Below are 24775 nucleotides of genomic sequence, written 5' to 3' on the forward strand. Positions count from 1 at the left end.
CGTAAATGTATCAATTATTGTAAATGTACGAAACAACCGCATTATTGTAAAGTACAAATCGCTGTGGTTCGGCACGTAGGTACACTGCTATTCTTTTGTGTTGACGGTCAATGCAGGCCGGACACGATAGCATCAGTCATGGATTTAAAGCAATATGATGTTCAGAACTTTTACCCAAAGCATCTTGACCAGGATGAGGTCAACGAGCCATTGAAAGTGATCAGTGATTTCTTTTCCGCCGACTGGCTACCCGGACATTTGGAAAGCTTACTGGAATGGCGAAAGTATGTGATCGAAGAGGGTTATTACACGGATAAACATAAGAAGAGTCCTGCCGGATTGCTTTTCACACACCAGTTGAACGCTAAGTTGGTGGAGGCGGTTTACTTAGTCAGCCATACAAAACGGGCATTGAAGCTTGCTGATGCCATTCACATTAACTTCGATCAACAATTGCATCAGGAAGAACAGGAATGGTTGCATTATCCTGTTCACCTGTCATCCGTCGAACGCATTAATCCATATTTTGCTATTAGTAATTTCTTTAAGTCTTATTCGGTTAGTCAGTACCTTGTTCTTCTTTATGAGTGGCTGGAAACGGATTTGTCCAACTATTCTTCGGATGAGTTTTTAGATACTAGTGACGTGATCTATTTGTATGAGAATATGCAAAAGCTGTATGAAGCCGCATGGATTATCAAGCAGCGCGAGATCGAACCGACATTTAAAAAGAGCGAAGATGTGCGTGATAAGACTATAACTGTGCAGGTAAAGCGGTATCCGTTAAGACTGCCATTAATCCATTTCCATTGCAGGTTTAATGAAGCTATTACACCCGCTGAACAGCTTGGCTTAAACCAATTAGTAGAGATCATACTAAAGGAAATCGAGTCTGTATTAATGGTTATCCACCTCGGTACACATCCTGACCCTGACACGTTTTATCTTTTAATCATCACTAAGGAGCAAGACAAAACATCGGAACATCAACTCTTAGATAAGATCGAGAAAAAATGCAGTCATCTAATAAATGTTTGCGCGATCGTTCATAAGTCTGATGCCTTTTTAAGAGCACTCGAAGATGGAAGCCGCTTTTTCATCAATGCCTTGCAAAAAAATAAAATAGCTTACCAGTCATCTAGGTTCGAATTACCCGACCTACGTAATCCTGATGAAAAGTTTATCAAGAGCCAGGTAGAAGATATATGGAACCGTTGGGGTAAGCAGGGTAAGGACTTTCTCGATACTTCTTTAAACTGTTTGGATGATGGTAACTATAACCTGGCGGTATTCCTAATGCATCAGGCCGTAGAAAGCACTTTAAGCGCCATTATTCGGGTCAATTTGGGTTACCGCCTTTCTATTCATAATCTGGCAAGGCAGCTAAGGATAACGTTGATATTTACAGATGACTTGAAAAATGTGTTTGACTTTAGTGTTGCCAGCGATGTGCAGCTTTTCGAGTTGTTACAAACTGCCTATTCGGCAGCAAGATACAAAGACGACTTTGAGGTTGATAAGGAGACTGTAAGGGCATTATCGGATAAAATATGCAAGCTGTTTATAACTGCTGAAGAAATGTATCGTCAAGTTGTAGAGCAATTGGAAGATTAGCCCTCGCAGAAAGGCAGACGGTTGCATTTCACCACACGCTACCGCTCCGGGTTGCATTGCACCGACAGCCTCCTGCCGCACTGGCAATACTATGGCTCGTTCCTCTCACCAAAGAATTGCCTTTTCCCACACAAAGTAATTGACCACTGCACCGCCATCACAAAATTAGCATCGCATGAAAACTGTCAAGGGTATATAAACGCTGCAATTAATCGCTCTTTATTGGCAGCAGCGCCCTTGACAGTTTTCCTGCTTGCTGCTGCCGGTTGTTTAAGCGATGCAATAGGATGGTGTGATAATGTTCGTTACTGTAGCAACAATTGGCTACGGAGACATATCACCGCTTGATCCGTTTGTTCAAAAAGTGGTCAATGCTCAAATCATCATTTCATTATTTATGGTGTGGTTATTAGCTGAAATAGATATATGGTGGTAAATTTCCGGAATGAGCGGCAATGGTGGTATTTAGCGTAAACACATTGCTATAAGTATGGTCGCAATAATAATACACCGCTGCAAAACAAAGACATACTTCGACATAGTTTACCAAGGTCATGATTAAGCTTCGTTGAAAACTGATCGGTTGCCGCCAAACGTCATTCAATACGATTCGGCCGGTTAAAAAGTATAAAATGTCCCCTGTTAGAATAAAATGATCCAAGTCACCAAGCCACTGCTGGTCCAGCCACGCAAAAATCATTTCGCCGATAGCAAAGGCTTCGATGCTGATCTTTCTTAGTAATAGATTACGTCCGCGGGTCGCCCAGCGCAAAACACCACTCGGTGTGGCAAAAGCTGCTAATTGAGTAGATAGCCTGATCAGACGTTCAATGCCAAAATCGGGGTAACATTTGTTATTCCATATCTTGTATTGACCTTGCATTTTATAAAAACTGGTTGGCGTTCTTCTCCAACATTTCGCTAAAGGTTTGTTTCAATTGTTCACCTTGCACATAGTAGTTCAAGCAGGATCACCTCACAAAAAAATTAGGCTAACCCGTTGTCCCTCAAAAATTGTCGCACAAAATAACGGGACATACCGGCAAAAATTCTTCTCGGTTCACAAAAATCAGTTAAAAGGTCGATCAGGAGATCAAGTTGGGCTTTATTTCGCGGACTTGGGTTTGCATTAAAAATATCCAACTGCCCCAACACCGCACTCATTATTTGAGACAGTTGCAGAATCACTTCCTTTCGGTCTTTTACCAATTCTTCTCGCTGTAGAACATAAACCTCTATGGAACTTTTACCCTCATCTGTATGACTATTGATTAAACCGTTCGCAAAGTCATAAGATAAATGCGTTTCGGGATAGTCAATACAAGGATTTAATAACAAACGAATACCATCTTCTAATGTTAACTGCTCAGCAGGTGATGTCACCCAGCCGTTATTTCCCCGCATAGGAAACTGATCCAGCTTACCCCGGCCAATTCGTAAAGCTTCACCTACCACCACGTGGCGGCGGTTTTGATTGCAATGCTGACAAGAAAGCAATAAATTATCCCAATCATTAGCCAACCAATAATAGCCTGGATTTTGAGGAGTCTTTTCCTGCACTCTTCCTTTTGGCCGAAAATGCTCCACATCACCATCTGAACTGCCACGGTAAGAATTATCACAATAGGCGCATTTTATGAACACCTGTTTAAGCGCCAGTTTTACACGTTCATCATTATAATGTTTAAAATCAAAAGCCCTTGCTGGCAAAGGGCCAAAACCATACCAACTGATGGCAGCTTGGGTCTTTGCCACCCATTTTCCCTGTGGATCGGTTAAAAACGCCGGCGCCGCTGGTCGGGGAATATGAATCATAACCAATCCAATTTTTTGTTGCCAATCAATTCTTTAATTTCCGCGATCGTCTCTGCTTTTAATACCGTTTTGATTTTAAAGCCATCTTCCTTGAGCTTCTTTGCAAACGTTTCGTTTACGACTTGGTACAAAGCCTGCATTTGAGGCGTCGCACCCGGTATTTCTTCCTGCGCCAACTCGCCCGTTAAGTCAGTAATCTTTTCCTGATCTTCCGGACTTCGCTGATCTTGCTGTAACAACCGATAATAATCTTCATATTTTCGCTCTGTCGTTTCATCAAGCGTATTCAGCAAGCCAAAGAGATCCGAAGTCAACAGCTGATCTACCCGCATTAGGTTATGATCGGGTAATAATGATTTATCCAGTTTTTTGACTTGGTTTTCCCGGTCTCGCATTAGTACGACAACTTCACCGTGACGCAATCCACGCAAACATAGCGGTTCATGCGTTGAAACAATGAATTGCAGTAATGGGAAGGCTGTTCTTAAAGCAGACACGACTTTCATTCGCCAGCGCGGATGCAAATGATTACCCAATTCATCGATCAATACGACGCCTTGAGTCAAGTGATACCCTTGATTTTCCCGGCTCAAAGTGCGCATAATATCACAAGCCAAAGCCAGCATTGTACGATAACCATCACTCATTTGCGACAATCTCGCTGTATGACCACTACGAGTAACGGTTAATTCCCCCTGAAAATTAACCGCATCATGCTTCCCGAGATCCAACACGTCAAATAGAGCCGTTAAAACTCGTTTCAAAGTTTTACCATTCAAAGTACCAAGCCATTGTTCCGGATCAGTCAATGGTACATTTTGATCGAACAAATTAGCTACATTAACCGGCGATCGCAATTGCTTACCAGTTTTCGAATTACGATTCGGCAAGTTCCTGGTAGCCCCGTAACCTAACAAGAAACTAACCGGTTCTGGTATGACGCTAACGAACTCGGTTGCTGTGAATTTTAATGATAATGGTTGATCCAATTCATAGCTGTATACGTGAACGTAGCCACTTTCTTCACCAGTACGCAAAAGATCTATTGGCTCGATCTTTAATTTTTTTAGCTGACTTTCACCAGCTAAGGTAAGCGCCACCGCTTGTAAGATGGTACTTTTACCAACACCATTATCTCCCAACATCAAAAGCCAGGAAGCCTGGGTACCATCTGTCTCTTGTGTGGGAATGTCAAGGGCTAATTCTCCGATAGCCTTAAAATTAACCAACTCGATCCTGCGAATAGAGAATTGCGAAAAATCCAAAACTTGTCTCGCCTCTTCCGTGGGAGGTGGTGGGACAGTCACATTCAATTGTTGAAACATCCCCGCTTTATCCCGCTCCCATCTATAGATAACTTGCTGTAGTAAAGCTAAATAAGGTAAAACGGATCGACCGTGTTTAATTTCGTCAACTAATCCTTCGCGATGATGAGGATTATTATTGGGACCCGTCAGTAGCAAAATTAACTGCTCAGCTTCTTTTTTTCTCGCATCTACCAAAGCGCGTCGGTTCAATCCTAAAATTTCTATAGTCGCGTCACCTCGAGAGGATGCACCTCTTACTAGACCATCTAATTCGAAATTTAAATGAGCGCCCGGATCGTCGACTACCGGATCTAAAAGTAAATAACGTTCTAATTGCAATTCATTTCCCTGAGCTCCAATTCTACAACGAGTTGCCTCATCTTCTAATGGAAATTTATTAGCCTTTCGGGAATTACAATTCGGACAAACAGCGTATAAATTTTCCCATTCGTAGGCAAGCCAGTAATAATGAGGACCGTTGCCAAAACTTTCTGAAAACTTCATCTGCTTTGGGCGAAAGTTATCAATTTGCATTTCTGCGGCAACGCCCAACTGAGATTCACAATAAGCGCACTTATTATTAAAGGCCTCGATCAAAGCGGACTTGATCTCTTTGTAATAGTTGGTGTCAAATTTTAAACGTTCCTGAGAGCCATCTCGTGCGCGGTTTTCCAGGTCATCTCGCATCTGTAGATAATGGACTGATTGAAAAAAAGGTGGTGCTGGTGGACGATGAATACGGATCATATATGGATGGTGATATGGTTATAGCGAATGTAATAAAATCATAACTGAATACTATCAATCGTCCCTTTTCGCCGATTATTATATCCACACGATTTTCTTTATCTTTACGCCTATAGCTAGTCTATGCTCATCAAATTTAAAAGTTATTGTGCTAATTGAGGTCGATGTATTAGAAAATGAGATAGTTGAACAATATCCGTATGTTCTTGACATTTTATTGCGCGACAACACAACTCAAAAGAATATTCTCTGGGGGACCACAAATTACGAAGCTCTTGGAGAGTTTTATCATTTAGACCGCGAAATCACACCCGCTTTGATCACCGGAGAAAATGGCAACATCATTATGCCGCGTGTTCAAAAAAACAAGGTTCAGCAGCAAGTCAGGTCAAAAGAAATGGCAGAGGTATTTACCCCTTCCTGGATTTGTAATGCGCAAAACAATTTGGTGGACGATAATTGGTTTGGAAGGTGTCACGTTTTCAATACAGAAATTCTTACGCCGGAAGGAGAACGATCATGGGAAGTAAATCCTAATAAGATATCCTTTCCTCAGCGCAAGACTTGGAAAAGCTATGTCCGGGAACCACGCTTAGAGATGGCTTGTGGCGAAGCTCCTTACCTTACCAGCAGATATGATACAACCACAGGTAAATTCATTCCAATTGAGAATCGCATTGGGCTGCTAGACAGAAAGCTACGCGTTATTAATGAAAATGCACAATCGACCGGCGAATGGTTAAAGGCAGCACAGACAGCTTATCAAAGCATTTACGGATTTGAATGGCAAGGGGATAGTTTATTACTCGCCCGCGAAGCTTTGCTAATCACCTTCTTAGAAAACTATTGCTACAAATTCGGGAACGAACCATTATTAAAATCCATCCAATATATCGCTGAAATCATTTCTTGGAATATTTGGCAAATGGACGGCTTAAAAGGAGTGATACCTAATTCCTGTAACACGAAACCCCAAATCATTCAAGGTTTATTCGGTAAATACAACGCTAAACCTGTTTGCCAAGGATGCGAAACTGATCATATTCTTAAACATAATGGCACCTATTGTCTTATCAAGGACTGGTCGCGTAAAGACCCGGAATCGAACAGCCCAGGGAGGATAATCAGGTTTGTCGACCTTTTTAAAAAACAAGGTAAATGAAATTCACATCCTCTCTAAAACCCAAGTTAATTTACGTTTTTCGTATCAATGACGAAGCGCATAGCGGTTGCTTGAAAATCGGCGAAGCGACCTCAGATTCCAGCGAGCTATTTGGATTAGAGCCGAATAGTTCTGCTTTAAATAAAGCTGCAAAAAAGCGGATCGATCAGTACACACAAACCGCTGGCATTGCCTACGAACTGCTCTACACTGAATTTGCGGTGTATTTAGACAAGGGTGTATTTAAAGCGTTTTCCGATGTCGAAGTTCATCAAGTGTTAATCCGCTCCGGTATTCAACGAAAACTTTTCGATATTGAGCACAAAGCGAATGAATGGTTCATTACTGATCTGGACACTGTAAAAAAAGCAATAGCCGCAGTTAAGGCCGGTAGAGATTCATTGCATACGGGTGAGATTACGATTGCACAAAACCCGGTAATTTTCAGGCCTGAACAAAAAGCCGCTATTCAAAAGACCATCAAACAATTCAAAAAGGGCGACGAGATGTTATGGTTTGCCAAAATGCGTTTTGGAAAAACTTTATCGGCCTTGCAAGTTTTGAAAGAAGAAGGATTTAAAAGAACACTCATTTTAACGCATCGCCCCGTAGTTGATAAGGGGTGGTTCGAAGATTTCGCTAAGATCTTTTTTGACTCTCCTAATTATGCGTATGGGTCAAAAAATCAAGGGCATCGCTTCGCCACACTTGAAAAACTGTCCCGAGAAAACGCGTATAAATACGTTTATTTCGTTTCTATGCAGGACCTTAGGGGATCAGAACTGGTAGGCGGTAACTTCAGCAAAAACGACGAAATTTATCGTACAACTTGGGACTATATCATCATAGATGAGGCACATGAGGGTACACAAACCGAACTAGGGAAAAATGTGCTGTCAGGTCTCAAGAAGTCTCACACTAAGATATTGCAACTTTCGGGAACGCCATTTAACCTCCTGGACAGTTATAAAGAAGAGGAAATCTATACTTGGGATTATGTCATGGAGCAAAAAGCGAAAGCAGCCTGGAATAAAATTCACTGGGGTGATCCTAATCCCTATGCCGCGCTGCCGAAATTGCACATCTACACGTACGATTTAGGTAAACTTTTGCGGGGCTACATTGATGAGGAAGTGGCTTTTAATTTTCGTGAATTTTTCAGGGTAAATGAGGACGGGTCATTTCTTCATCAAAAAGACGTAATCTCACTTTTGAATTTGATATGCAAAGCTGACCAGGATAGTAATTACCCTTATTCAACAAGCGAATATCGGGACAACTTCAGACATTCTCTATGGATGTTGCCTGGTGTAAAGGAAGCCAAAGCATTAAGTCGAGTTCTAAAATCACACTCCGTATTTTCTCACTTTGAAATTGTTAATGTGGCAGGTGAAGGAGACGAAGAAGAAACCAACGAAGAAGCACTTAATAAAGTCAACAAAGCTATCGGCGAAAAGCCTCAGGATACTTACACCATTACCTTATCCTGCGGACGGCTAACGACAGGCGTATCTGTTCCGGCTTGGACCGCTGTTTTCATGCTGGCTGGATCTTATAATACATCCGCTGCTGGGTATATGCAGACGATTTTCCGCGTGCAAACTCCTGCCACCATCAATGGGAAAGTAAAAGAAGATTGCTTTGTCTTTGACTTTGCACCCGACCGAACCTTAAAGGTGATTGCAGAAACCGCTAAAGTATCTTCTAAGGCTGGAAAAACAACGGGTGAAGATCGAATAATTATGGGAGAATTCTTGAATTTTTGCCCAATTATAGCTGTTCAAGGCTCTCAAATGAAAAGTTATGACGTCAATGGAATGTTGGAGCAATTAAAAAAGACTTATGTTGAACGCGTCGTTCGTAACGGTTTTGAAGATGGCTATCTATACAACAATGACGAACTAATGAAATTGGATGCTTTGGGGCTGGAAGACTTCGATGGCCTGAAGCAAATTATTGGTAGCACCAAAGCGATCCCTAAAACCGGCTATATTGATATCAATTCCCAAGGATTTACTGATGAGGAATATGAACAGTTAGAAGTTATTAAAAAGAAAAACAAAAATAAGCTTACTGACGAAGAGAAACTGCTTTTAGGCGAAAAGAGCGAAAAGAAAAAAAATAGAGATAGCGCAGTCTCTATCCTGCGTGGCATATCTATTCGCATGCCACTGTTGATCTACGGAGCGGATGTAACAGATGAGGATGAAATATCAATAGATAACTTTACAGACCTTGTCGACAATCAATCTTGGCAAGAATTTATGCCGACCGGGGTAACTAAAAGTACTTTTTTGAAGTTTAAGAAGTATTATGAGCCTGACGTGTTCCGCGCCGCCGGTAAACGCATCAGAGCGTTAGCACGGGCCGCGGATCACTTGACCATTGAAGAAAGGATAGAACGGATTACTTCTATATTCAGCACATTCCGTAATCCGGACAAAGAAACGGTGTTAACACCTTGGCGAGTGGTTAATATGCATTTAGGGGATTGTTTTGGAGGCTATAACTTTTTGGATGAAGCGGGGGCAAGAACTTTGCCCACTCCCCAATACATCGCTCAAGGAGTAGTTACCGATACCGTATTTTCGACAAACTCAAAAGTATTAGAGATTAACTCTAAATCTGGATTTTATCCATTATACATAGCCTACAGCATTTTCCGGAGGCGTATAAGCGAAAAGTACGATGGTACGGATCCCGATACCTTAACGATTGAGCAGCAATTAACAGAATGGGATGCCACCATCGCAAAAAATATTTTTATCATTTGCAAAACGCCAATGGCAAAAAGTATTACAAAACGCACACTGATCGGCTTTAGGCATGCTAATATAAACGCGCGGTACTTCGAAGATTTAGTAGCTCAGATAAAAAATAAACCTGAAAATTTCATCAGGAAGATCAGAAATGGACAAACTTATTGGAAATCAAATAATGATACGGAAATGAAGTTCAACGCTATTGTTGGAAACCCACCATATATGGAAATGGATGGCGGAGCACAAGCAAGTGCAAAACCGATCTATAATCAATTTGTAGAAATTGCAAAAAAAATTGAGCCGCAATATATTTCAATGATCATGCCCTCTAGATGGTACTCAGGTGGCCGCGGGCTCGATGAGTTCCGTAGCGCAATGTTAAATGACAAAAGAATTTCTTTATTGCATGATTTCTTGAATCCCGAGTTAGTCTTCCCTAAAACAAATATCCGAGGTGGGATTTGTTATTTTTTATGGGATAAAAATTATAATAATGAAGTCAACCTTACTAAGGTCGTCACGCATAAAGAATCGGAAAATTCCAGCGCAGTTTTCCGCTCACTCAAACCAGCCGATGGCGGTACGTTTGTAAGACATAATGAAGCGATTTCTATCATTGAAAAAGTAAGTAAACAACAGGACTTTCAAGCCTTTTCGAAATATGTTTCCCCGCTAAGACCTTTTGGGTTTCGTGGCTATTTTACTAATGATGAAAAATTCAGGGAGACCGATATAGGTTTAAAACACCCAGTGATATGCTATGGAAAGGGGAAAAAGATCGGCTATGTGGAAAGGGACGAAATTACGACAAGGAAATCCTGGATTTATAATTACAAAGTTTTTACGGCAAGGGCAAATAATATCGGAACAGAATTGAACGATGACAACCTGAACGCTTTTGTTGGCGTACCTGGCACGATTTGTACAGAATCATATCTTGTCATGGGCGCCGAGCTAAAACTTGATCAAGTTTCAGCGCAAAACTTATGTAAATATTTTTCGACCAAATTTTTGAGATTTATGCATAGTATTGCAAAAGCGAGCCAAGATGCTACCTCAAAGACCTATCAATTCGTACCACTTCAAAACCTTACACCTGATAGTGACATAGACTGGAGTCAATCTATTTCAGCAATTGACAAACAGTTGTATACCAAATATAAACTCGATGAAAATGAGATAAAATTTATAGAGGAAATGATTAAAGAGATGTAGGGGCTCCTGTAAGCAATCCAGCGACCATTTCGCGGAACTCTTTTCGGGTCAGTAACTGGCGTCCGTTTAGAAGGTTCAAAAATAACAGACCGCCCCTCAGTTCAAAAGTTTCTCGAAAAATCAAATTTCCAGACCGGTAAGAAGTAGGATGATAATGCCCCTCTATTTTATAGCTCTCGGCGCTGGCAGGATATAACAGATATGCTGCCCCCCCCTCATAATAAAGCTTGTAAGCCAGTAATTGTCGCAGATCTTGGTCATCGGGTTTATGACGTGCCGGTCTTTTCCACTTGGTATCGATGACCATTTTTCGCCCATCCGGCAATTCGACCAAAATATCCGGTATCAATAACTTTCCGCCCGAACCGTTCGTCCAGTACTTCAACCGACGCTGCTCACTAATTTTCCAGCCAAATTGACGCTCGCAACTCTTTAACCGCCGAAAGACAAACTCTTCCCACAGGTCATTCATATTGAACATTAAGGCCAGTACTGATTCTCGTCCACCTCGCAAATCAGGATGATAATTCAGCAGGATCATCCGCGCGATCTTCAAGGCTTCCTGGTAAGGCTGCGTTTTGCGGTTCAATGAGAAACGTTTAAACAACTGCTCATCCACCGGCAACCTTTTACTTTCCGGCCATTGTGCTAACAATTGCGCGCTTCGGTCTGCTAACCGTCCGCCACCCGTCAGCCGGCAAACCGTTTCCAAACCCTGCCGCAACAATTGATGCAAAGGATGATGCCGGTCGTATTCATCATAAGCCACGAAAAAACGCTCCGCATGACAACTGTTCTCGAGCAAGTGGCGCTCAAATAACAGCCGCCCCTTCAGCGCATATTGTTGTCCCTCTTCACTCCGGTACTTTTTGGTCAGGCCGCGATGCAGTAAGGTTTCCAGTTCGGCAATGTATTTTTCAAAGTAAAGCTCCAAGACCGAATTAGCGCGCAATTTCAAATTGGCATTGCCAGCAGAATGCGGGTCTACAAAATGGCACTCTTTCAGCATTTGCAATAAAATGTCATGCCACTTGCGGCCGTCAATGTCGTCGCGGTCGATTTTAGGCAAGACTTCGATCGTCAACTCATTGATCTGGATCACACCGACATGCTCTTTAAAAGTCAGGCTGTTATCGCCTAAGCTATAATAAAGCCCATCTGTCAAGGTGTGTAAGCGGCGTATTGCGATTACCTGTGCCGGACTAAACCGGCTATAAGGCACTTTATCATATTCAAAAAAATGAAGGATCATAACTTCATTAAAGCGAGGGCGTCTATAAATAGCTTTGAATCGTTTAAGGCTGACTTATTGATCGAATAGATCTCTTTTTCATCAAATTGATCTTCATCTGCTATGGCAAAGGTCACTGCATTCGTAACTGAGGTAATAAAACCGCTGCCGATCACAAGTTGTATTTTATAATAATCCCCGAAAAAGTATTCTTGTAATAACGGAATCAGGTTATCCCGGAAGACGGTCATAAATTGATCAAGGCTATACACCTGCAAGAAATAAGCATGGCCGATCAAGTGGTCCCGATCTTTCAGGACCTCCAGGCGATCATTAACTGTTCTTAATAGTTTTTCCAAGTTGATGCCTTCATAGGCATAAGCGCGGAACAAGTCAATCTGAGCGACCTCTTGTACCTTGAAACTGTCCCAGGTCTCCTTACGGTCGATTTTGAATTGCTCATCCGGTTGTAACAGATCAAACAATTCTTGCTCGTAGACCAAATAATCTTTGTCCTCCCATGCCAAATCCTCATACTTCCATAAAAACCGCCAAACGATATGCGCAGGTGAAAGCAATTCAGGACGGGGCTCCATCTCTTTAAAACTGAACCGGCGCCTTAAAGCAGTGTCCAGCGCTTCCACGCTACGATCAGCCGTGTTCATGGTACCGATAAGGTATAAGTTAGCCGGTACGCCGAAATCATCCCGTGTATAAGGTAAGGTAACCGTTAAGCCTTCCGCATGGCCAAGTCGCTTGTCTGGTTCAATCAAAGTGATCAACTCACCAAAGATCTTGGCTATATTCCCTCGGTTGATTTCGTCAATGATCAGTACATAAGGTTTTGCTACTGGTGTTTCCGATTTGAAGAGATCGACAAACACCTCTTTTTTGACATCATCATCAAAAAATTCATAAATACTTTGCTGACTGATCTGTTTTCGGAAAAAGGTCGAAGGTGGCTGATTTAAACCAGTTGCTAACCATTCTACTTTTCTGAACTGGAAATACCCAAAGTCGTTGTTGTCGTCCCATTCGTAATCTCCTGTGATTTTGCCGATCGCATCAATAATGTGATTGCCTTTAGAGATGATTACAATATCACCGATCCGCATTTGCTGAAAAGCATACATCGCGGTAATATTATAGCGGCTGTCATTGACCAGGTCGGGAAACTCTTGAACGAACTTATCGCGATATTCCTTCCAGTTTTTTATCCCCTTAAATCCTTCAAAGTTTTGGTCGCCTCCCCAGCCTAAGCCCACACAGTTGTTTTTCAAACACCAATCATGGATATGCGGATTTTGCAAACCGCCTAACGACATTTTGTAAAATTTAGCGTTCATAAAGATATCTTTGGATTGGGCTTTTACATCCTGTAATCCACGGGCTGCGCCACAGATATTTTTGAATATCCCGGATTTGATTTCGTAGCGGACCACAGCATCTTCGTTATCAAGGACCGGTTTTAAACCCTCTACAAAGTCCTCATAGCCTAGACTTTGGTGAAAGGAAGTAAAAACGATCCGCTCTTCTACGACCAACTGATCGAACTTAGCTTTCATCTCCGTCCTTGACATGGCCGTGATATCTAACCCCATGATCTGTAGCGCTTTGTTAACGGTATGATAAGTTTTTCCCGTTCCCGGCGGGCCGTAAAGAATTTGATTTAAAGGCTGTTTCATTTTATTTTTCTCCAGCATAATTTCTTGATTCATTTGGGTGATGATTTTTCGGACCTGATTACCCACAGCGATGTCCAGTTGTCGCAGACCGGCAATAAGCTGCGGAATGGTTTGTTCACCAAAAAAAGCGATTTCTTGCTTCAAACGGATACTCCGCCCCCCCTCAAACCATTTAAACCATTCTATGCCTTCGGGCAGTTTACCGATCTGGCGTTCAAAACGTCCAGCGTTGGATTTGTGTTCAAAATGCAAGCAGATCCGAATTTTGTCTCTTTTAGCTGGAATAACTTCCAACTCGTAATGTGCACTTTTTGTATTAATGATTTTCGCTTCATCTGAAACCCACACCCAGTCACGGCGTTTGTGTTCACCACGGGTACCAGTCATTATTGCAAACCCCGGTTTTTCCAAGTCATCACGCAATGTGGTAGCGAGTTCTTCGATCAGTGAGTCGAAGGTTCGCCGATTGATCTCTAACATACGGTACAAAATATCTTGTGCGAGCAGGAAATGATGGTGATCCGCAAACGTATCCACAGGTTGATGTTGTGCGACTAACTTCAGCAATTCGGTATCATCTTGAACATAATCCACTATAAAGCCGTTAACGATGGACATGTAGTCCACGTATTTTTTCCCCGGATCGGCTGACTTTCGCCCTAGTACCTTACAGAGCGTTTGGTAAAAGGAATCTTTATAAAAAGCATAACGTTCCGGGTCATGGAAAGTTAGCAAGGTCGCAATAGTCCGTTCATCATGATGCGCCTGGCGCTTTGTGTCCGCTTCAACTTCACGGTACAAAGGACCTATCCTGGACGTAAACCGCTCACAACGCAACTGTAGATCTTCTATGTCATTAAATAATCCGCGTAAACAGTCCCGGTAACTTTCAGCTCGTTCACGCGCTAAATGATGCATCACACCAATGCCAGGCCCATAAATCAAGTTGGCAAAATTGATCTGTTTTAATTCCTTCAAAAGATCCGGTGCATCCAGATCCGGCCGGCCTTTGAAGCTTTTTAATAATTCCCACTTATACTGCTCGTCATGTAAACCCTGCTCTTGCACTAACGCCTTGTAATCACGAATCAAAGCTGGAAATGGATCCGGTTGATCATTCTTAGGACGTACCTCAAAACCGAACTGCGCTAAAAAATCATTAGTTTGCGGCCCGCCACTACGTTCCCATATTTCTCCTCCAACAGCTAAATCATGTGCTTTGCGCAATACCGCTTTTGGGGGATATGTTCGACCCTCGAAATGCAAATCATAACCAGTGGATGCATGAATTCCCTTGGGGTTGTCTTTGAGTGCCGCGATCGCTTGCAAAATATGTTCTCGGGTAATTGATTGTGGTTGAAAAGGCATAGCGTTAAAGTGCCTAAACTACTAGATAAAAAGGTTATTTTCGGGCATGCAGCTCCAAACTTATTACCAGCATATCCAGGCCGCCATTACGACTGAACTTCAAAATGCGCATCAGCAAGTCCGCATTGCCGTGGCCTGGTTTACCAACAAACAATTAATGGAGGAGCTACTAACGTTGTTAAATTAAGGGCCGCCAGGTTGAGGTCGCTATCTTAAATGATCAATTAAATTTCCGTAAAAGCGGTATCGATTACCAGCACTTTATTAATAGTGGCGGCAAACTTTATATTTCATATCAAGGCCAAAGACTGCATCACAAATGCTGTCTAATCGACCAGCAAACCGTATTAACCGGCTCCTATAACTGGACCTATTACGCGGAACATCATAACCTGGAAAACCTGCTGATCGTCCGTGATCCAACAACTTTTGGCAATTATCAGCGAATATTTGAACAAGTACTAAGGATGGCGGAGCCCATCGAACATCTTTCCAATTTTCATGCCTTTCACCAACCAATAGCAAACTTACTAACTCTTGAATACGATACCGGCGACCAAGCCCAGCAACTGGTAGAAGAACTATCTAAACTTAGCCCGGAAGCTGCCTTAATACAGTTGGAAGAGATCGGAAACACGCCCCCTAACCTCATCCGCCTGGTCATCGACAAACAACCGGAACCCGTGCGGCAACTGATCAAGAACCGGCAAGAAGCCATGAAGGGCCTATTAGAACGTTATTATAACTGGTCCTTAGAAGAATTACAGCAGCATCGGCTTACGCTGAATAAAGACTTACTGCTTCAAAATACCGAAATTCGCTGGACGCCCGAGAAGATCGTCTTGCTTGATTTCAGTGCCGTACAATTGCAACTACTCTATCAAAAGGGGCGATTTGATAACTTATCCAGGTTATTATTTGAATTAGAAGATGAAATCAGTTGGAATGACCTCTGTCAGAACTATCATATCAGCTGGACGGAAAATTTGCTTGATAAATACGCTGAACGTATCGCTTGGAATTGGGTGGTTCATCGTACTGCTTTTAACTTTGAAAAGCAACATATCCAAAAATATCAAAAGTGGTTCGATCGTTGGCATAGTATATCCTCCTGTCATAATGTTAATTGGTCCATTGAATTAATACGTAGCTTTGAAAACTTTTGGAGTTGGTATAATCTCTCTATTAATCCGAGCTTACCTTGGACGACCGAGCTATTTGAAACTTTTGAAGCTCGCTGGGATTATCACTTTCTGTCGAAGAACAATAGCTTTTGTTGGAGCAATGACATCATTGACCGTCACATCAACCGTTGGAGCTGGTCTTCGCTGGCTGAAAACACCGGCATCAACTGGAATCAGCAATTAATAGAAAAATATGTTCAAAAATGGGATCGTTTTAAATTATTCCGTAACGCCGGTATTCAATGGACGGAGACGATGATCCGTCATTTTTCAAATTGGTTTGATCAAGATATACATAGCTGGTGTAATGGCTGGACCTATATTTCCTTAGTAGATAGCCCTTGGAAAACACCATACCTTGTTAGCCAGTTCGAATCTAAATGGCACTGGTGGTATGTGGCTAAATGGCAACAGTTTGACTGGTGCTCCAGCTTTATAGAAAAATACGCAGACAGACTATTTGTTTACTACCAAGCTCGCGATGGTGGCATTGGCGGACTTTGCGAAAATTCAACCTTCCCTTGGACAGAAACCCTAATCAGAGAAAAAGCGCATGTAATCAATTATACCCATGGCAGCGGTTGGAATCACCTTTCGTCACACCCACGGCTACCTATGAACATTCCATTTCTCAAAGATTTTGTCGAAAAACTTTCGTTTTCGCAACTAAGCAGCAACATAAGCCCCAATTTCAATATAGAAATTGTAAGAACTTTTCCAGAAAAGCATTGGGCTTGGAAAGCACTATCTGACCGTCAAGACTTACTATGGTCGCCCGAGTTATTGGAAGAATTTAAAGACCGTTGGGATTGGCAGGTAATTGCTGCAAACCGTAGTGTATACGAAAAAGCACTTCGTCCCTTGCTTAATAAAACAATTTTTACCTCCATAATGACCGAAGTTTTGTCAACAAAAACTTAACAAATTCATGTCATATTACCAACTTATTCTATCATTCGTATAATAGGTAAAACATCAAAACCATTATTCTTTGCTATGGTTGTCAATGGTTGTATTTGTTCTAATACCTGTTGCCGCTCAAAAAAGGAAATATCAGGCACGATGGTAAGATAGTCTTCCAGAAATTTATGTCTTGGTGCCTTGTGTTGCATAATATCTAAAGCAGCACGTTGTAATTCAAAATATGGCTCAAAATAAGTTTCCAATGGCGGCAGCTTATGTCATCAGTATTTGAAAGTTTCTTGATTAGTTGTCTGATGTTTCTGTTCAAATCTAAACGTAGGAAACAAAACACGTCGCAATTATTAAATGCGACGTGTTGTTAAGACTAAGTTTACAGCTCGCCGTTTTCAATCACTTTATTATTACTTTAATACTCATCAGGTTTGTAGCCAATTCTTTGTCTTGGCTTAGGTTAATAATGCTGCTGAAGAAGCTCATCTAAGTACTTAAATAGTAAGTCAATTTTTCCATCTTGCTTTGTCAACGCTGACTTGATCCTTTCAATCTCTAGCCAAATGTCACTTTGTCCCGCTAAAGTTTCGCGAAGTTTAACAAAGATGTCGATGATCTGAATGCTAACCGCAATTGCTCTTTGACTCTTTAAAATGTTCGATAGCATTAAAATTCCATGCTCCGTAAATACATAGGGAAGGTACTTCGAGTGCTCACCTCGCTTTAAGGTCACAAATTGTGACCTTAAAATTTCATTTTCCTCTTTGGTTAGTTCAAACATATAATGGCTAGGGAAGCGCTCAAGGTTACGGTTGACTTGTTGCTTTAGTTTTTTTGTTTCGGTTCCGTATAGTTCAGCAAGGTCAGCATCAAGCATTACCTTTTGGCCTCTTATTAAATATATTTTGCTCATAACGACTTCGTCAGGAACAACAGGTGTGATTGATTATCCATATTTTTAAAATTTTAAGTCAAATGACGATCAAGCGACCGACAGACCTTTAAGCTTACCTTTCAACGCTGCCATATCTTCACTCACTTTCCTTTCGATAACTTTCGCATAGACTTGTGTCGAACGCATTGATGTATGACCAAGAAGCTTACTGACCGTCTCTATTGGCACTCCGTTTACGAGCGTTACCGTAGTTGCAAAAGTGTGCCTGGCCATATGAAAGGTGAGGACTTTGTTGATCCCACATAGTTCAGCAAGTTCTTTGAGGTAGCTATTCATTTTTTGATTGGATAATTTGGGGAAGATCGTTCCATTCGCCGCTGCTCGTACGTTTCCCTTGTATTTCATCAATAACCGCTCTGGTTCGTTGAGTACCGGAACATTGACGGGGATGGTGGTCTTCTGGCGAAAAGTCTTGATCCACAATCCGCCGTCCTGCCCTTTAACCAGGTTGTCTGGCGTAAGCTCCATCACATCGACGAAGGCGAGCCCGGTGTAGCAGGCAAATACGAATATATCCCTTACGACACTCAATCGAGGTAGTAGCAGATGTTTTTGCTCCAGTGCAGCCAGCTCGTCAGAGGTTAAAAAGTCTTTCTCCACGCGATCAAATTTCAATTGATACTTTTCGAAAGGGTCACGGTATAACCACTCGATCCGGCAAGCCAAATTGATCATCTTTTTGAACCGTTCAAGATGCTTCATAATCCCGTTGGTTGTTAATGGCTTTTGATGATCGACCGGCTGGTGATTGCGAAGGAATACCTCAAAATCCTGAATAAACTTGTAATTGAGCTCTGATAAAAAGAATGATCTTCTCTTTAACTTGTTACTCACAAATTCCCGCAAGTACTTCTGGGTAGTGTAGTAATTTTTCATGGTCGCTGGAGCAAGTACACCTTGAGAAGTTTCATTATGATACTCAGCAATTTCTTCAAGGGTGTGTTCATCATCACCACTTTTCAAAAAAGCGTTCTTAACCGCATCGGCACTGATCACACGCCTTTTGAGTTGTAACTCCCGGTAACATTCTCCCAATACCTGTCTTACCTCTTCCAGGTAGATGTTGAGCTCCCTGCCTTCAGCGGTCGTCGTTTTGCCCATACCTTTCCGAACGTCCCAGCACCTTGTAGCAACGCTCTGTTTGAGTGCCAGCATGGCTTTCTCTCCATTGACTTTAATTGCCGCATAAACCGGCGCTTTTCCTTCTTTGCCTTTTTCTGTCCGCAAATTGAAGTGGACACTGAATGTGTTGATCGCTTTCATAACATTGATCTAATTAAACCATTTGCATTTATTGGGTATTAAATCATACCGAATGGCATCAAAAGATCAGCTCAAATCAGCGCAAAACAACGCAGGTTCGTTGCCTTGTAATTTATTGTATTACAGTGATTTAAACCACTTTTGAATACCTCAAAAGTATGAAACGAAAAGAGGTGTTCAGTTAGGTGACGGATAACTTGCGATGATTTGATATAATTTGCGTTGGCAGGAAAACAAAAAAGCCTGTAAATCAATGATTTACAGGCTTTCCATATCGTTTGATATGTGGTATCGTCGGGATGGCAGGATTCGAACCTGCGGCCTCCACATCCCAAATGTGGCGCGATACCGGGCTACGCTACATCCCGAAAGGGTTTGCAAAGGTAAGATTATTTAACTGCTTTGCAAATTTTATTTTAACAAAGTTTAAAGTTGTTGTCATTTTTGCAATGCCGTTTCCTTTAAACTGTCGCAAAGATAGCGCGGCTTTGCGTATTTGCAAATCAAAAAATACTTTGTACGGCTAACAGGCAGGTAATGAGTACGAAAAAATACAAAACAGGCATTCCTATGGCAACATTACGTTAATGTTAGCCTGACAACACCATGGGGCAGCGACCTGCCGATGGTTCTGAAAGGGATAGACCATGTTCTGATCAAGGGGTATTGGTGATGGCTTGTGGTTAAGCAGGGTCAGCAAACTTTGCCTTCGACTTATTGTTGTTCAAATCTTTGATCGCGAAAATTCCCGTTCACACAATAATTCTATCTTTGCCAACTTATATTTCCCATAAATGATGACGGCTCAACAGATACGCCAGGCTTTCCTGGACTTTTTTGCTTCTAAAGGACATGTGATCGTGCCATCGGCACCCATAGTGGTCAAGAACGACCCAACACTCATGTTCACCAACGCGGGCATGAACCAGTTCAAAGATGTGTTTTTGGGTGAAGCCGATGCCAAAGCGCCGCGCGTTGCTGACACCCAACGTTGTTTGCGTGTATCAGGCAAGCATAACGATCTTGAAGAGGTGGGAGTAGATACTTATCACCATACCATGTTCGAGATGTTGGGCAACTGGAGCTTTGGCGATTACTTTAAGAAGGAAGCGATCGAGTGGAGTTGGGAATTGTTGACCAGCGTATATGGTCTGCAAAAGGACCGCCTGTACGTGACCTATTTTGAAGGTGACGAAAAGGAAGGATTAGTTAAAGATCAGGAAGCTTATGATCTGTGGAAACAGTTCGTAGCGGAAGACCACATCTTACCGGGCAATAAGAAAGATAATTTTTGGGAGATGGGGGAGACAGGTCCTTGCGGGCCATGTTCAGAGATCCATTATGACGGCCGCACCGATGAGGAGCGTGCCAAAGTAAGCGGCGCCACGTTGGTAAATGCAGATGATCCGAATGTGATCGAGATCTGGAACAATGTGTTCATGCAGTTCAACCGTTTAAAGGACGGCTCATTGCAGCCACTGCCGGCCCGCCACGTGGATACCGGCATGGGCTTTGAGCGTTTGGTGCGCGTGTTGCAGGGCAAGACCTCTAACTACGATACTGATGTTTTTATGCCGCTGATCCAGTTCTTGTCAGAAAAGAGTGACAAGAACTATAATGCTGCTGCCACTCCCGGCACTGAAGGCTGGAACGAAGCTGTGGCCATGCGTGTGATGGCCGATCACATCCGTGCTATCAGCTTTGCCATTGCCGATGGTCAGCTGCCATCAAACAATAAAGCGGGTTATGTGATACGCCGCATCTTGCGTAGGGCAGTACGTTATGCTTATCAGTATTTAGGTTTTAAAGAACCGTTCCTGAACCAATTAGTGCCATTGTTGGCCGACCAATTCCAAGGCGTTTTCGATGAGTTATACTCTCAGAAAGACTTTGTACAAAAGGTCGTACTGGAGGAAGAGGTCGCCTTTCTACGCACCCTTCAAAACGGTATCACGCAATTTGAGCAAGTGGTATCTGGCGCGAACGATAAGGTCATTGGGGGAGCGTTCGCGTTCGAACTTTCTGACACATTTGGTTTCCCACTGGATCTTACTGAACTGATGGCCCGCGAGCGTGGTTTTACGGTAGATGTAGATGGTTTTAACCAAGCACTTCAACAACAAAAAGATCGCTCACGTGCTGCTACGGCTATTGATACAGGCGATTGGACCGTGATAAGAGATGAGGATAGCGTAGAGTTCACTGGTTATGATGAGACCGAGGCCATCGCGCACATCGTTAAATACCGTAAGGTGAAGGCTAAAGGGAAAGAACAATACCAAATCGTGCTGGACAAAACCCCTTTTTATGCTGAAAGTGGCGGCCAGGTAGGCGACACTGGTGACCTGGTATTCCCTGACGGCGAGATCGTGAAGGTGACCGATACTAAAAAGGAGAACGGTTTGATCGTGCATTTTACAGATGTGCTGCCTAAAAGCTTGAATGATGCGCTGACGGCCATCGTTGATGAAGAACGCCGTTCAAGTATCGAGAGCAACCACTCGGCCACGCACTTGCTGCATGCGGCCATGAAACAGGTATTGGGTGCCCATGTCAATCAAAAAGGGTCTTTAGTGAATGCCGACTACCTGCGTTTCGACTTTTCACACTTTAGCAAGGTGACCGATGAGGAAATGGCACAGATCGAGGCCATCGTTAACCAAAAGATCAGAGATAATATCGCCTTAAAAGAGGAGCGAAGCGTACTTTACGCCGAAGCCATCACCAGTGGAGTTACTGCACTGTTCGGCGAAAAATATGGTGAGTACGTGCGCGTGATCACTTTTGATGATGATTTTTCGAAAGAGCTTTGCGGTGGAACGCACGTAAAGGCTACAGGTCAAATTTCCTATTTCAAGATTGTGGCCGAGAGCGCTGTAGCTGCTGGTGTACGACGCATAGAGGCCATTACCGGCATAGCGGTGGCTAATTACATCAATGAGCAAACTCAATTGGTAAGCCAGTTGAAAGATTTGTTGAAGAACCCTAAAGACATCGCCAAAAGCGTAGAAAGCCTGCTTGATGAGAACACTCGTTTAAAAAAGGAGATAGAACGCTCTGTACTGGAAAAGGCCGCAGGTTTGAAGACCGAACTGGCAGCAAAGGCAGAACAGCTGAACGGTATTAATCTAATAGCTGAAAGGGTACAGTTACCTAATGCCGAAGCGATCAAGAACCTGGCTTATCAACTGAAAGATATCGTTACTGATCTTTACTGTGTATTGGTTGCCGATATAGATGGCAAACCGAACATCACGGTGATGATTGCCGAGAATTTAGTGAAAGACAAAGGCCTCAACGCGGGCAACATCGTGCGCGAATTAGCCAAAGAGGTTCAGGGTGGTGGTGGCGGTCAACCTTTCTTTGCTACCGCAGGTGGTAAAGATGTAAGCGGTCTTGATCGTGTGCTCGAAAGAGCCAAGACTTTTATTAGTTAAAAGGTGAACAAGTTCACATACAAGGCCCGTTCGCGTTTCGCAACGGGCCTTTTCATTTTCACTTACTCACGAATAAAAAGTGTCCTCATAGCATAGGGTTTACCTTTTATGTCTTTAAAGCGTGTCTCCAACAAGAGTTGCTTACCCGAGGTGCGGATCTCAATGTAGTCGCCGTGATGTTCGGTATCCGCGGGAGAGACCAGCTTACCTTTAACCACTTTAGCGTAATAAGCATCAACACTGCTGGGCTCTTTGGTGATGGTCTGGTCGTTGATGAGCGCCGTTCCATCTTTGTCGATCGTGATGGTCAAATGCCTTTTTACTCTCGGGTTCACCCATGCGCCCTCATAGCGCTGCCTGCATAGATCGATGTCGGCTTTGGTCTGAGGTTGAGACCTGAACGCCAACAACGTAAGGCAAAGGCTTACCGAGAAGAGGGTGATCAATGCAGTGTATCTCATGAGGATGTTTTTGAGTGGCATTAGAATATTTTACCAGCTGCCACCTGCACCGCCACCACCGGTACTACCGCCGCCATAACTGCTGGAAGATGACGAACCACTGCTGCTACTGCTGGACGAGGATGAGCTGTTGCTGGTTAGCATCGGTATCACCACCGTCGTGATCACTTCTTCGTGCTTGCAATTTTGGCATACCGCGATCTTTTTGCCTTGTCCTTGCCGGCTGCGGGTAGGGCTCACAATGGTCTTCAATTCCGGCTTTTTCATGGTCTTGAAGTTGCACTGTGGACACACCGTGTACTTGCCGTAGTTGTCGGCCTTCTGCTGGATGATCTTAGTCTCACCTGATGGATCCGGTGCCAGCCAAATGTCGTATTGATACACACCAAGCTCTTCTTCCTTGCGCTGCCCCTCTGATAGGTAAGGGGTACCATCTATGTTTTGGTCACGGTCCACGCGTTGAAGGGTATTGCCGTTTTCGTCCAATAACGGTGTGAAGCGCTCGGTATACTTCTTTCGCTTTAACGACTCTATGATGAGAACAACTATAATAAGAGGGGAGAAAATGGCTGCCCACCAGGTGGCTTTGATGTATCGCTGTTTAGCGTTGTAAAAGTTAAGATCATCAAAATGGGCCTTCCTTACAACGCCCAGGGAACCTATATAAAAAAGCAGCGTTATTACTGCGAACAAGCAGCCGACGATGATCACACCACTCATAGTGCTTGATCCATCCCACATTGCAAATTTGGTAAATCCGGATACGATCAACACGACCAATACGATCAAAAATAGCGCGATACCCATACCAGCGCTCCACATCTGATATGAGTTGCTATTCTTCGTTTTGTTTTTCGGTACTGCAGGGCTTTTTTTTACAATATAGCCTATCATCAGTATGAACACGAGGCTCGTTATGGCACTTAAGATCAGAAATGTGGGGAGGTCAAAGTTGCTAACGCCCTTTTTATGGAGTAAAGCTTGAAGTTCTTTATGATTAGCCGGTTGCTGCAAATATGCGGCTACCGTTTCCATAGCAGCTATGATGCCTTGGCCATACTCTTTTTGTTTGAAAGCAGGTACCAGGTCATTTTCACCGATCAGTTGCAGGTCGTGGTCAGGTAACAGACCCTCCACGCCGTAACCGGTCACGAAGCGGTAGCGGTGCCGGTCGATCACCACCATCAATAACAATCCGTTGTCTGCGTATTTCTTACCGATGCCCCATTTGCGGAATAGCTCTACGGCTGCATCGAACTCATCGTCGTTCTCGGGCAGGTCATGGATCACTACAATGGCGGTCTGTACACCGGTCTTTGCTTCCATGGTATCAATGATGCTGTTCAGCGAAACGGTCTCTGATGATGTGAGGATACCGTCGGGGTCGCTCACGGATCCTTGGTGTAGCTCACGTGGGTTGGGTATATCATCCACCTTGTACTTTTGTTGCGCGTAACTAAACTCAAGGTTTAGGGTCAGCGATAGGAGCATCGCCATACGCAGTACATATCCAAAAAGCTGCATAGTGTTGTGAAGTGGTAAATGGTTGAATGATAAACCCACTTCGCTGAAGATAGTTTGTTAGGTGATAGGGTAGGTCAGATATATTTTTAAAAAGAACGGCCTTTCATGAATATCCACGAAAGGCCGTCCA

At 43.0% G+C, this 24775-nt stretch carries 16 protein-coding genes, 1 tRNA gene and 1 pseudogene; 7 read left to right on the forward strand and 11 right to left on the reverse strand.

Features of this window, described 5'->3' with window-relative positions:
- The first annotated feature begins 138 nt into the window (after nt 1–138).
- Nucleotides 139–1614, forward strand: coding sequence for a HEPN domain-containing protein (locus tag LLH06_RS08605; RefSeq protein WP_228172910.1), 1476 nt, complete (start codon nt 139–141; stop codon nt 1612–1614).
- Between the two features lie 298 nt (nt 1615–1912).
- Nucleotides 1913–2050: an ion channel gene (locus tag LLH06_RS20775; RefSeq protein WP_394800318.1), complete on the forward strand. Its 138-nt coding sequence runs from the start codon at nt 1913–1915 to the stop codon at nt 2048–2050.
- Here the strand turns inward: LLH06_RS20775 and LLH06_RS08610 are convergent.
- The 3 genes from LLH06_RS08610 to LLH06_RS08620 form a co-directional block, all read right to left on the reverse strand.
- Entirely contained in the window at nt 2024–2497 is a 474-nt protein-coding gene (locus LLH06_RS08610; protein ID WP_228172912.1) for a hypothetical protein, read from the reverse strand. The genes LLH06_RS20775 and LLH06_RS08610 overlap by 27 nt on opposite strands.
- 104 nt (nt 2498–2601) lie before the next feature.
- Nucleotides 2602–3429 carry an HNH endonuclease family protein gene (locus LLH06_RS08615; protein ID WP_228172913.1) on the reverse strand — a complete coding sequence of 276 codons (828 nt, stop codon included), beginning with the start codon at nt 3427–3429 and terminating at the stop codon, nt 2602–2604.
- Nucleotides 3426–5483 (reverse strand): AAA family ATPase, encoded by a 2058-nt coding sequence (locus LLH06_RS08620; protein ID WP_228172914.1) that lies wholly within the window; start codon nt 5481–5483, stop codon nt 3426–3428. Before LLH06_RS08620 ends, LLH06_RS08615 begins: the two co-directional genes overlap by 4 nt.
- Nucleotides 5484–5631: 148 nt before the next feature.
- Here LLH06_RS08620 and LLH06_RS08625 point away from each other — a divergent pair, with 148 nt between their 5' ends.
- Both LLH06_RS08625 and LLH06_RS08630 read left to right on the forward strand, forming a co-directional pair.
- Entirely contained in the window at nt 5632–6645 is a 1014-nt protein-coding gene (locus LLH06_RS08625; protein WP_228172915.1) for a hypothetical protein, read from the forward strand.
- Entirely contained in the window at nt 6642–10622 is a 3981-nt protein-coding gene (locus LLH06_RS08630) for an Eco57I restriction-modification methylase domain-containing protein (protein ID WP_228172916.1), read from the forward strand. The genes LLH06_RS08625 and LLH06_RS08630 overlap by 4 nt, the downstream gene beginning before the upstream one ends.
- Here the strand turns inward: LLH06_RS08630 and LLH06_RS08635 are convergent.
- Nucleotides 10609–11874 (reverse strand): McrC family protein, encoded by a 1266-nt coding sequence (locus tag LLH06_RS08635; protein WP_228172917.1) that lies wholly within the window; start codon nt 11872–11874, stop codon nt 10609–10611. The two genes, LLH06_RS08630 and LLH06_RS08635, sit on opposite strands and share 14 nt — an antisense overlap.
- The gene (locus LLH06_RS08640) at nt 11871–14906 is read right to left on the reverse strand and encodes an AAA family ATPase (RefSeq protein ID WP_228172918.1); all 3036 of its coding nucleotides are present in this window, start codon (nt 14904–14906) and stop codon (nt 11871–11873) included. Before LLH06_RS08640 ends, LLH06_RS08635 begins: the two co-directional genes overlap by 4 nt.
- Nucleotides 14907–15088: 182 nt before the next feature.
- On the opposite strand from LLH06_RS08640, the pseudogene LLH06_RS20780 reads away from it, so the two are divergent.
- Nucleotides 15089–15355: pseudogene (locus tag LLH06_RS20780) on the forward strand (phospholipase D-like domain-containing protein); the annotation flags it as partial.
- 18 nt (nt 15356–15373) lie between these two features.
- Complete coding sequence (locus LLH06_RS08645; RefSeq protein WP_228172919.1) at nt 15374–17011, forward strand: hypothetical protein; 1638 nt, start codon at nt 15374–15376, stop codon at nt 17009–17011.
- Nucleotides 17012–17034: 23 nt separating this feature from the next.
- On the opposite strand, the gene LLH06_RS08650 is transcribed toward LLH06_RS08645, so the two are convergent.
- The 4 genes from LLH06_RS08650 to LLH06_RS08665 all read right to left on the reverse strand — a co-directional run bounded on the left by LLH06_RS08650 (nt 17035) and on the right by LLH06_RS08665 (nt 19591).
- Complete coding sequence (locus LLH06_RS08650) at nt 17035–17256, reverse strand: hypothetical protein (protein ID WP_228172921.1); 222 nt, start codon at nt 17254–17256, stop codon at nt 17035–17037.
- A 209-nt stretch (nt 17257–17465) separates the two neighbouring features.
- Nucleotides 17466–17918: an ORF6N domain-containing protein gene (locus LLH06_RS08655; RefSeq protein WP_228172922.1), complete on the reverse strand. Its 453-nt coding sequence runs from the start codon at nt 17916–17918 to the stop codon at nt 17466–17468.
- 69 nt (nt 17919–17987) lie between these two features.
- Complete coding sequence (locus LLH06_RS08660; RefSeq protein WP_228172924.1) at nt 17988–19223, reverse strand: site-specific integrase; 1236 nt, start codon at nt 19221–19223, stop codon at nt 17988–17990.
- 294 nt (nt 19224–19517) lie between these two features.
- Nucleotides 19518–19591: transfer RNA gene (locus tag LLH06_RS08665), tRNA-Pro, on the reverse strand.
- 429 nt (nt 19592–20020) lie between these two features.
- On the opposite strand from LLH06_RS08665, the gene alaS reads away from it, so the two are divergent.
- On the forward strand, nt 20021–22660 hold the full coding sequence (alaS, locus tag LLH06_RS08670) for an alanine--tRNA ligase (RefSeq protein WP_228173280.1): 2640 nt from the start codon (nt 20021–20023) through the stop codon (nt 22658–22660).
- Nucleotides 22661–22722: 62 nt separating this feature from the next.
- Here the strand turns inward: alaS and LLH06_RS08675 are convergent, their stop codons facing one another.
- Complete coding sequence (locus LLH06_RS08675; protein WP_228172925.1) at nt 22723–23121, reverse strand: hypothetical protein; 399 nt, start codon at nt 23119–23121, stop codon at nt 22723–22725.
- A gap of 30 nt (nt 23122–23151) precedes the next feature.
- On the reverse strand, nt 23152–24645 hold the full coding sequence (locus LLH06_RS08680; protein ID WP_228172927.1) for a TPM domain-containing protein: 1494 nt from the start codon (nt 24643–24645) through the stop codon (nt 23152–23154).
- Nucleotides 24646–24775: the final 130 nt, after the last annotated feature.

Origin of the sequence: Mucilaginibacter daejeonensis, assembly GCF_020783335.1 — a bacterium.
GTDB lineage: Bacteria > Bacteroidota > Bacteroidia > Sphingobacteriales > Sphingobacteriaceae > Mucilaginibacter > Mucilaginibacter daejeonensis.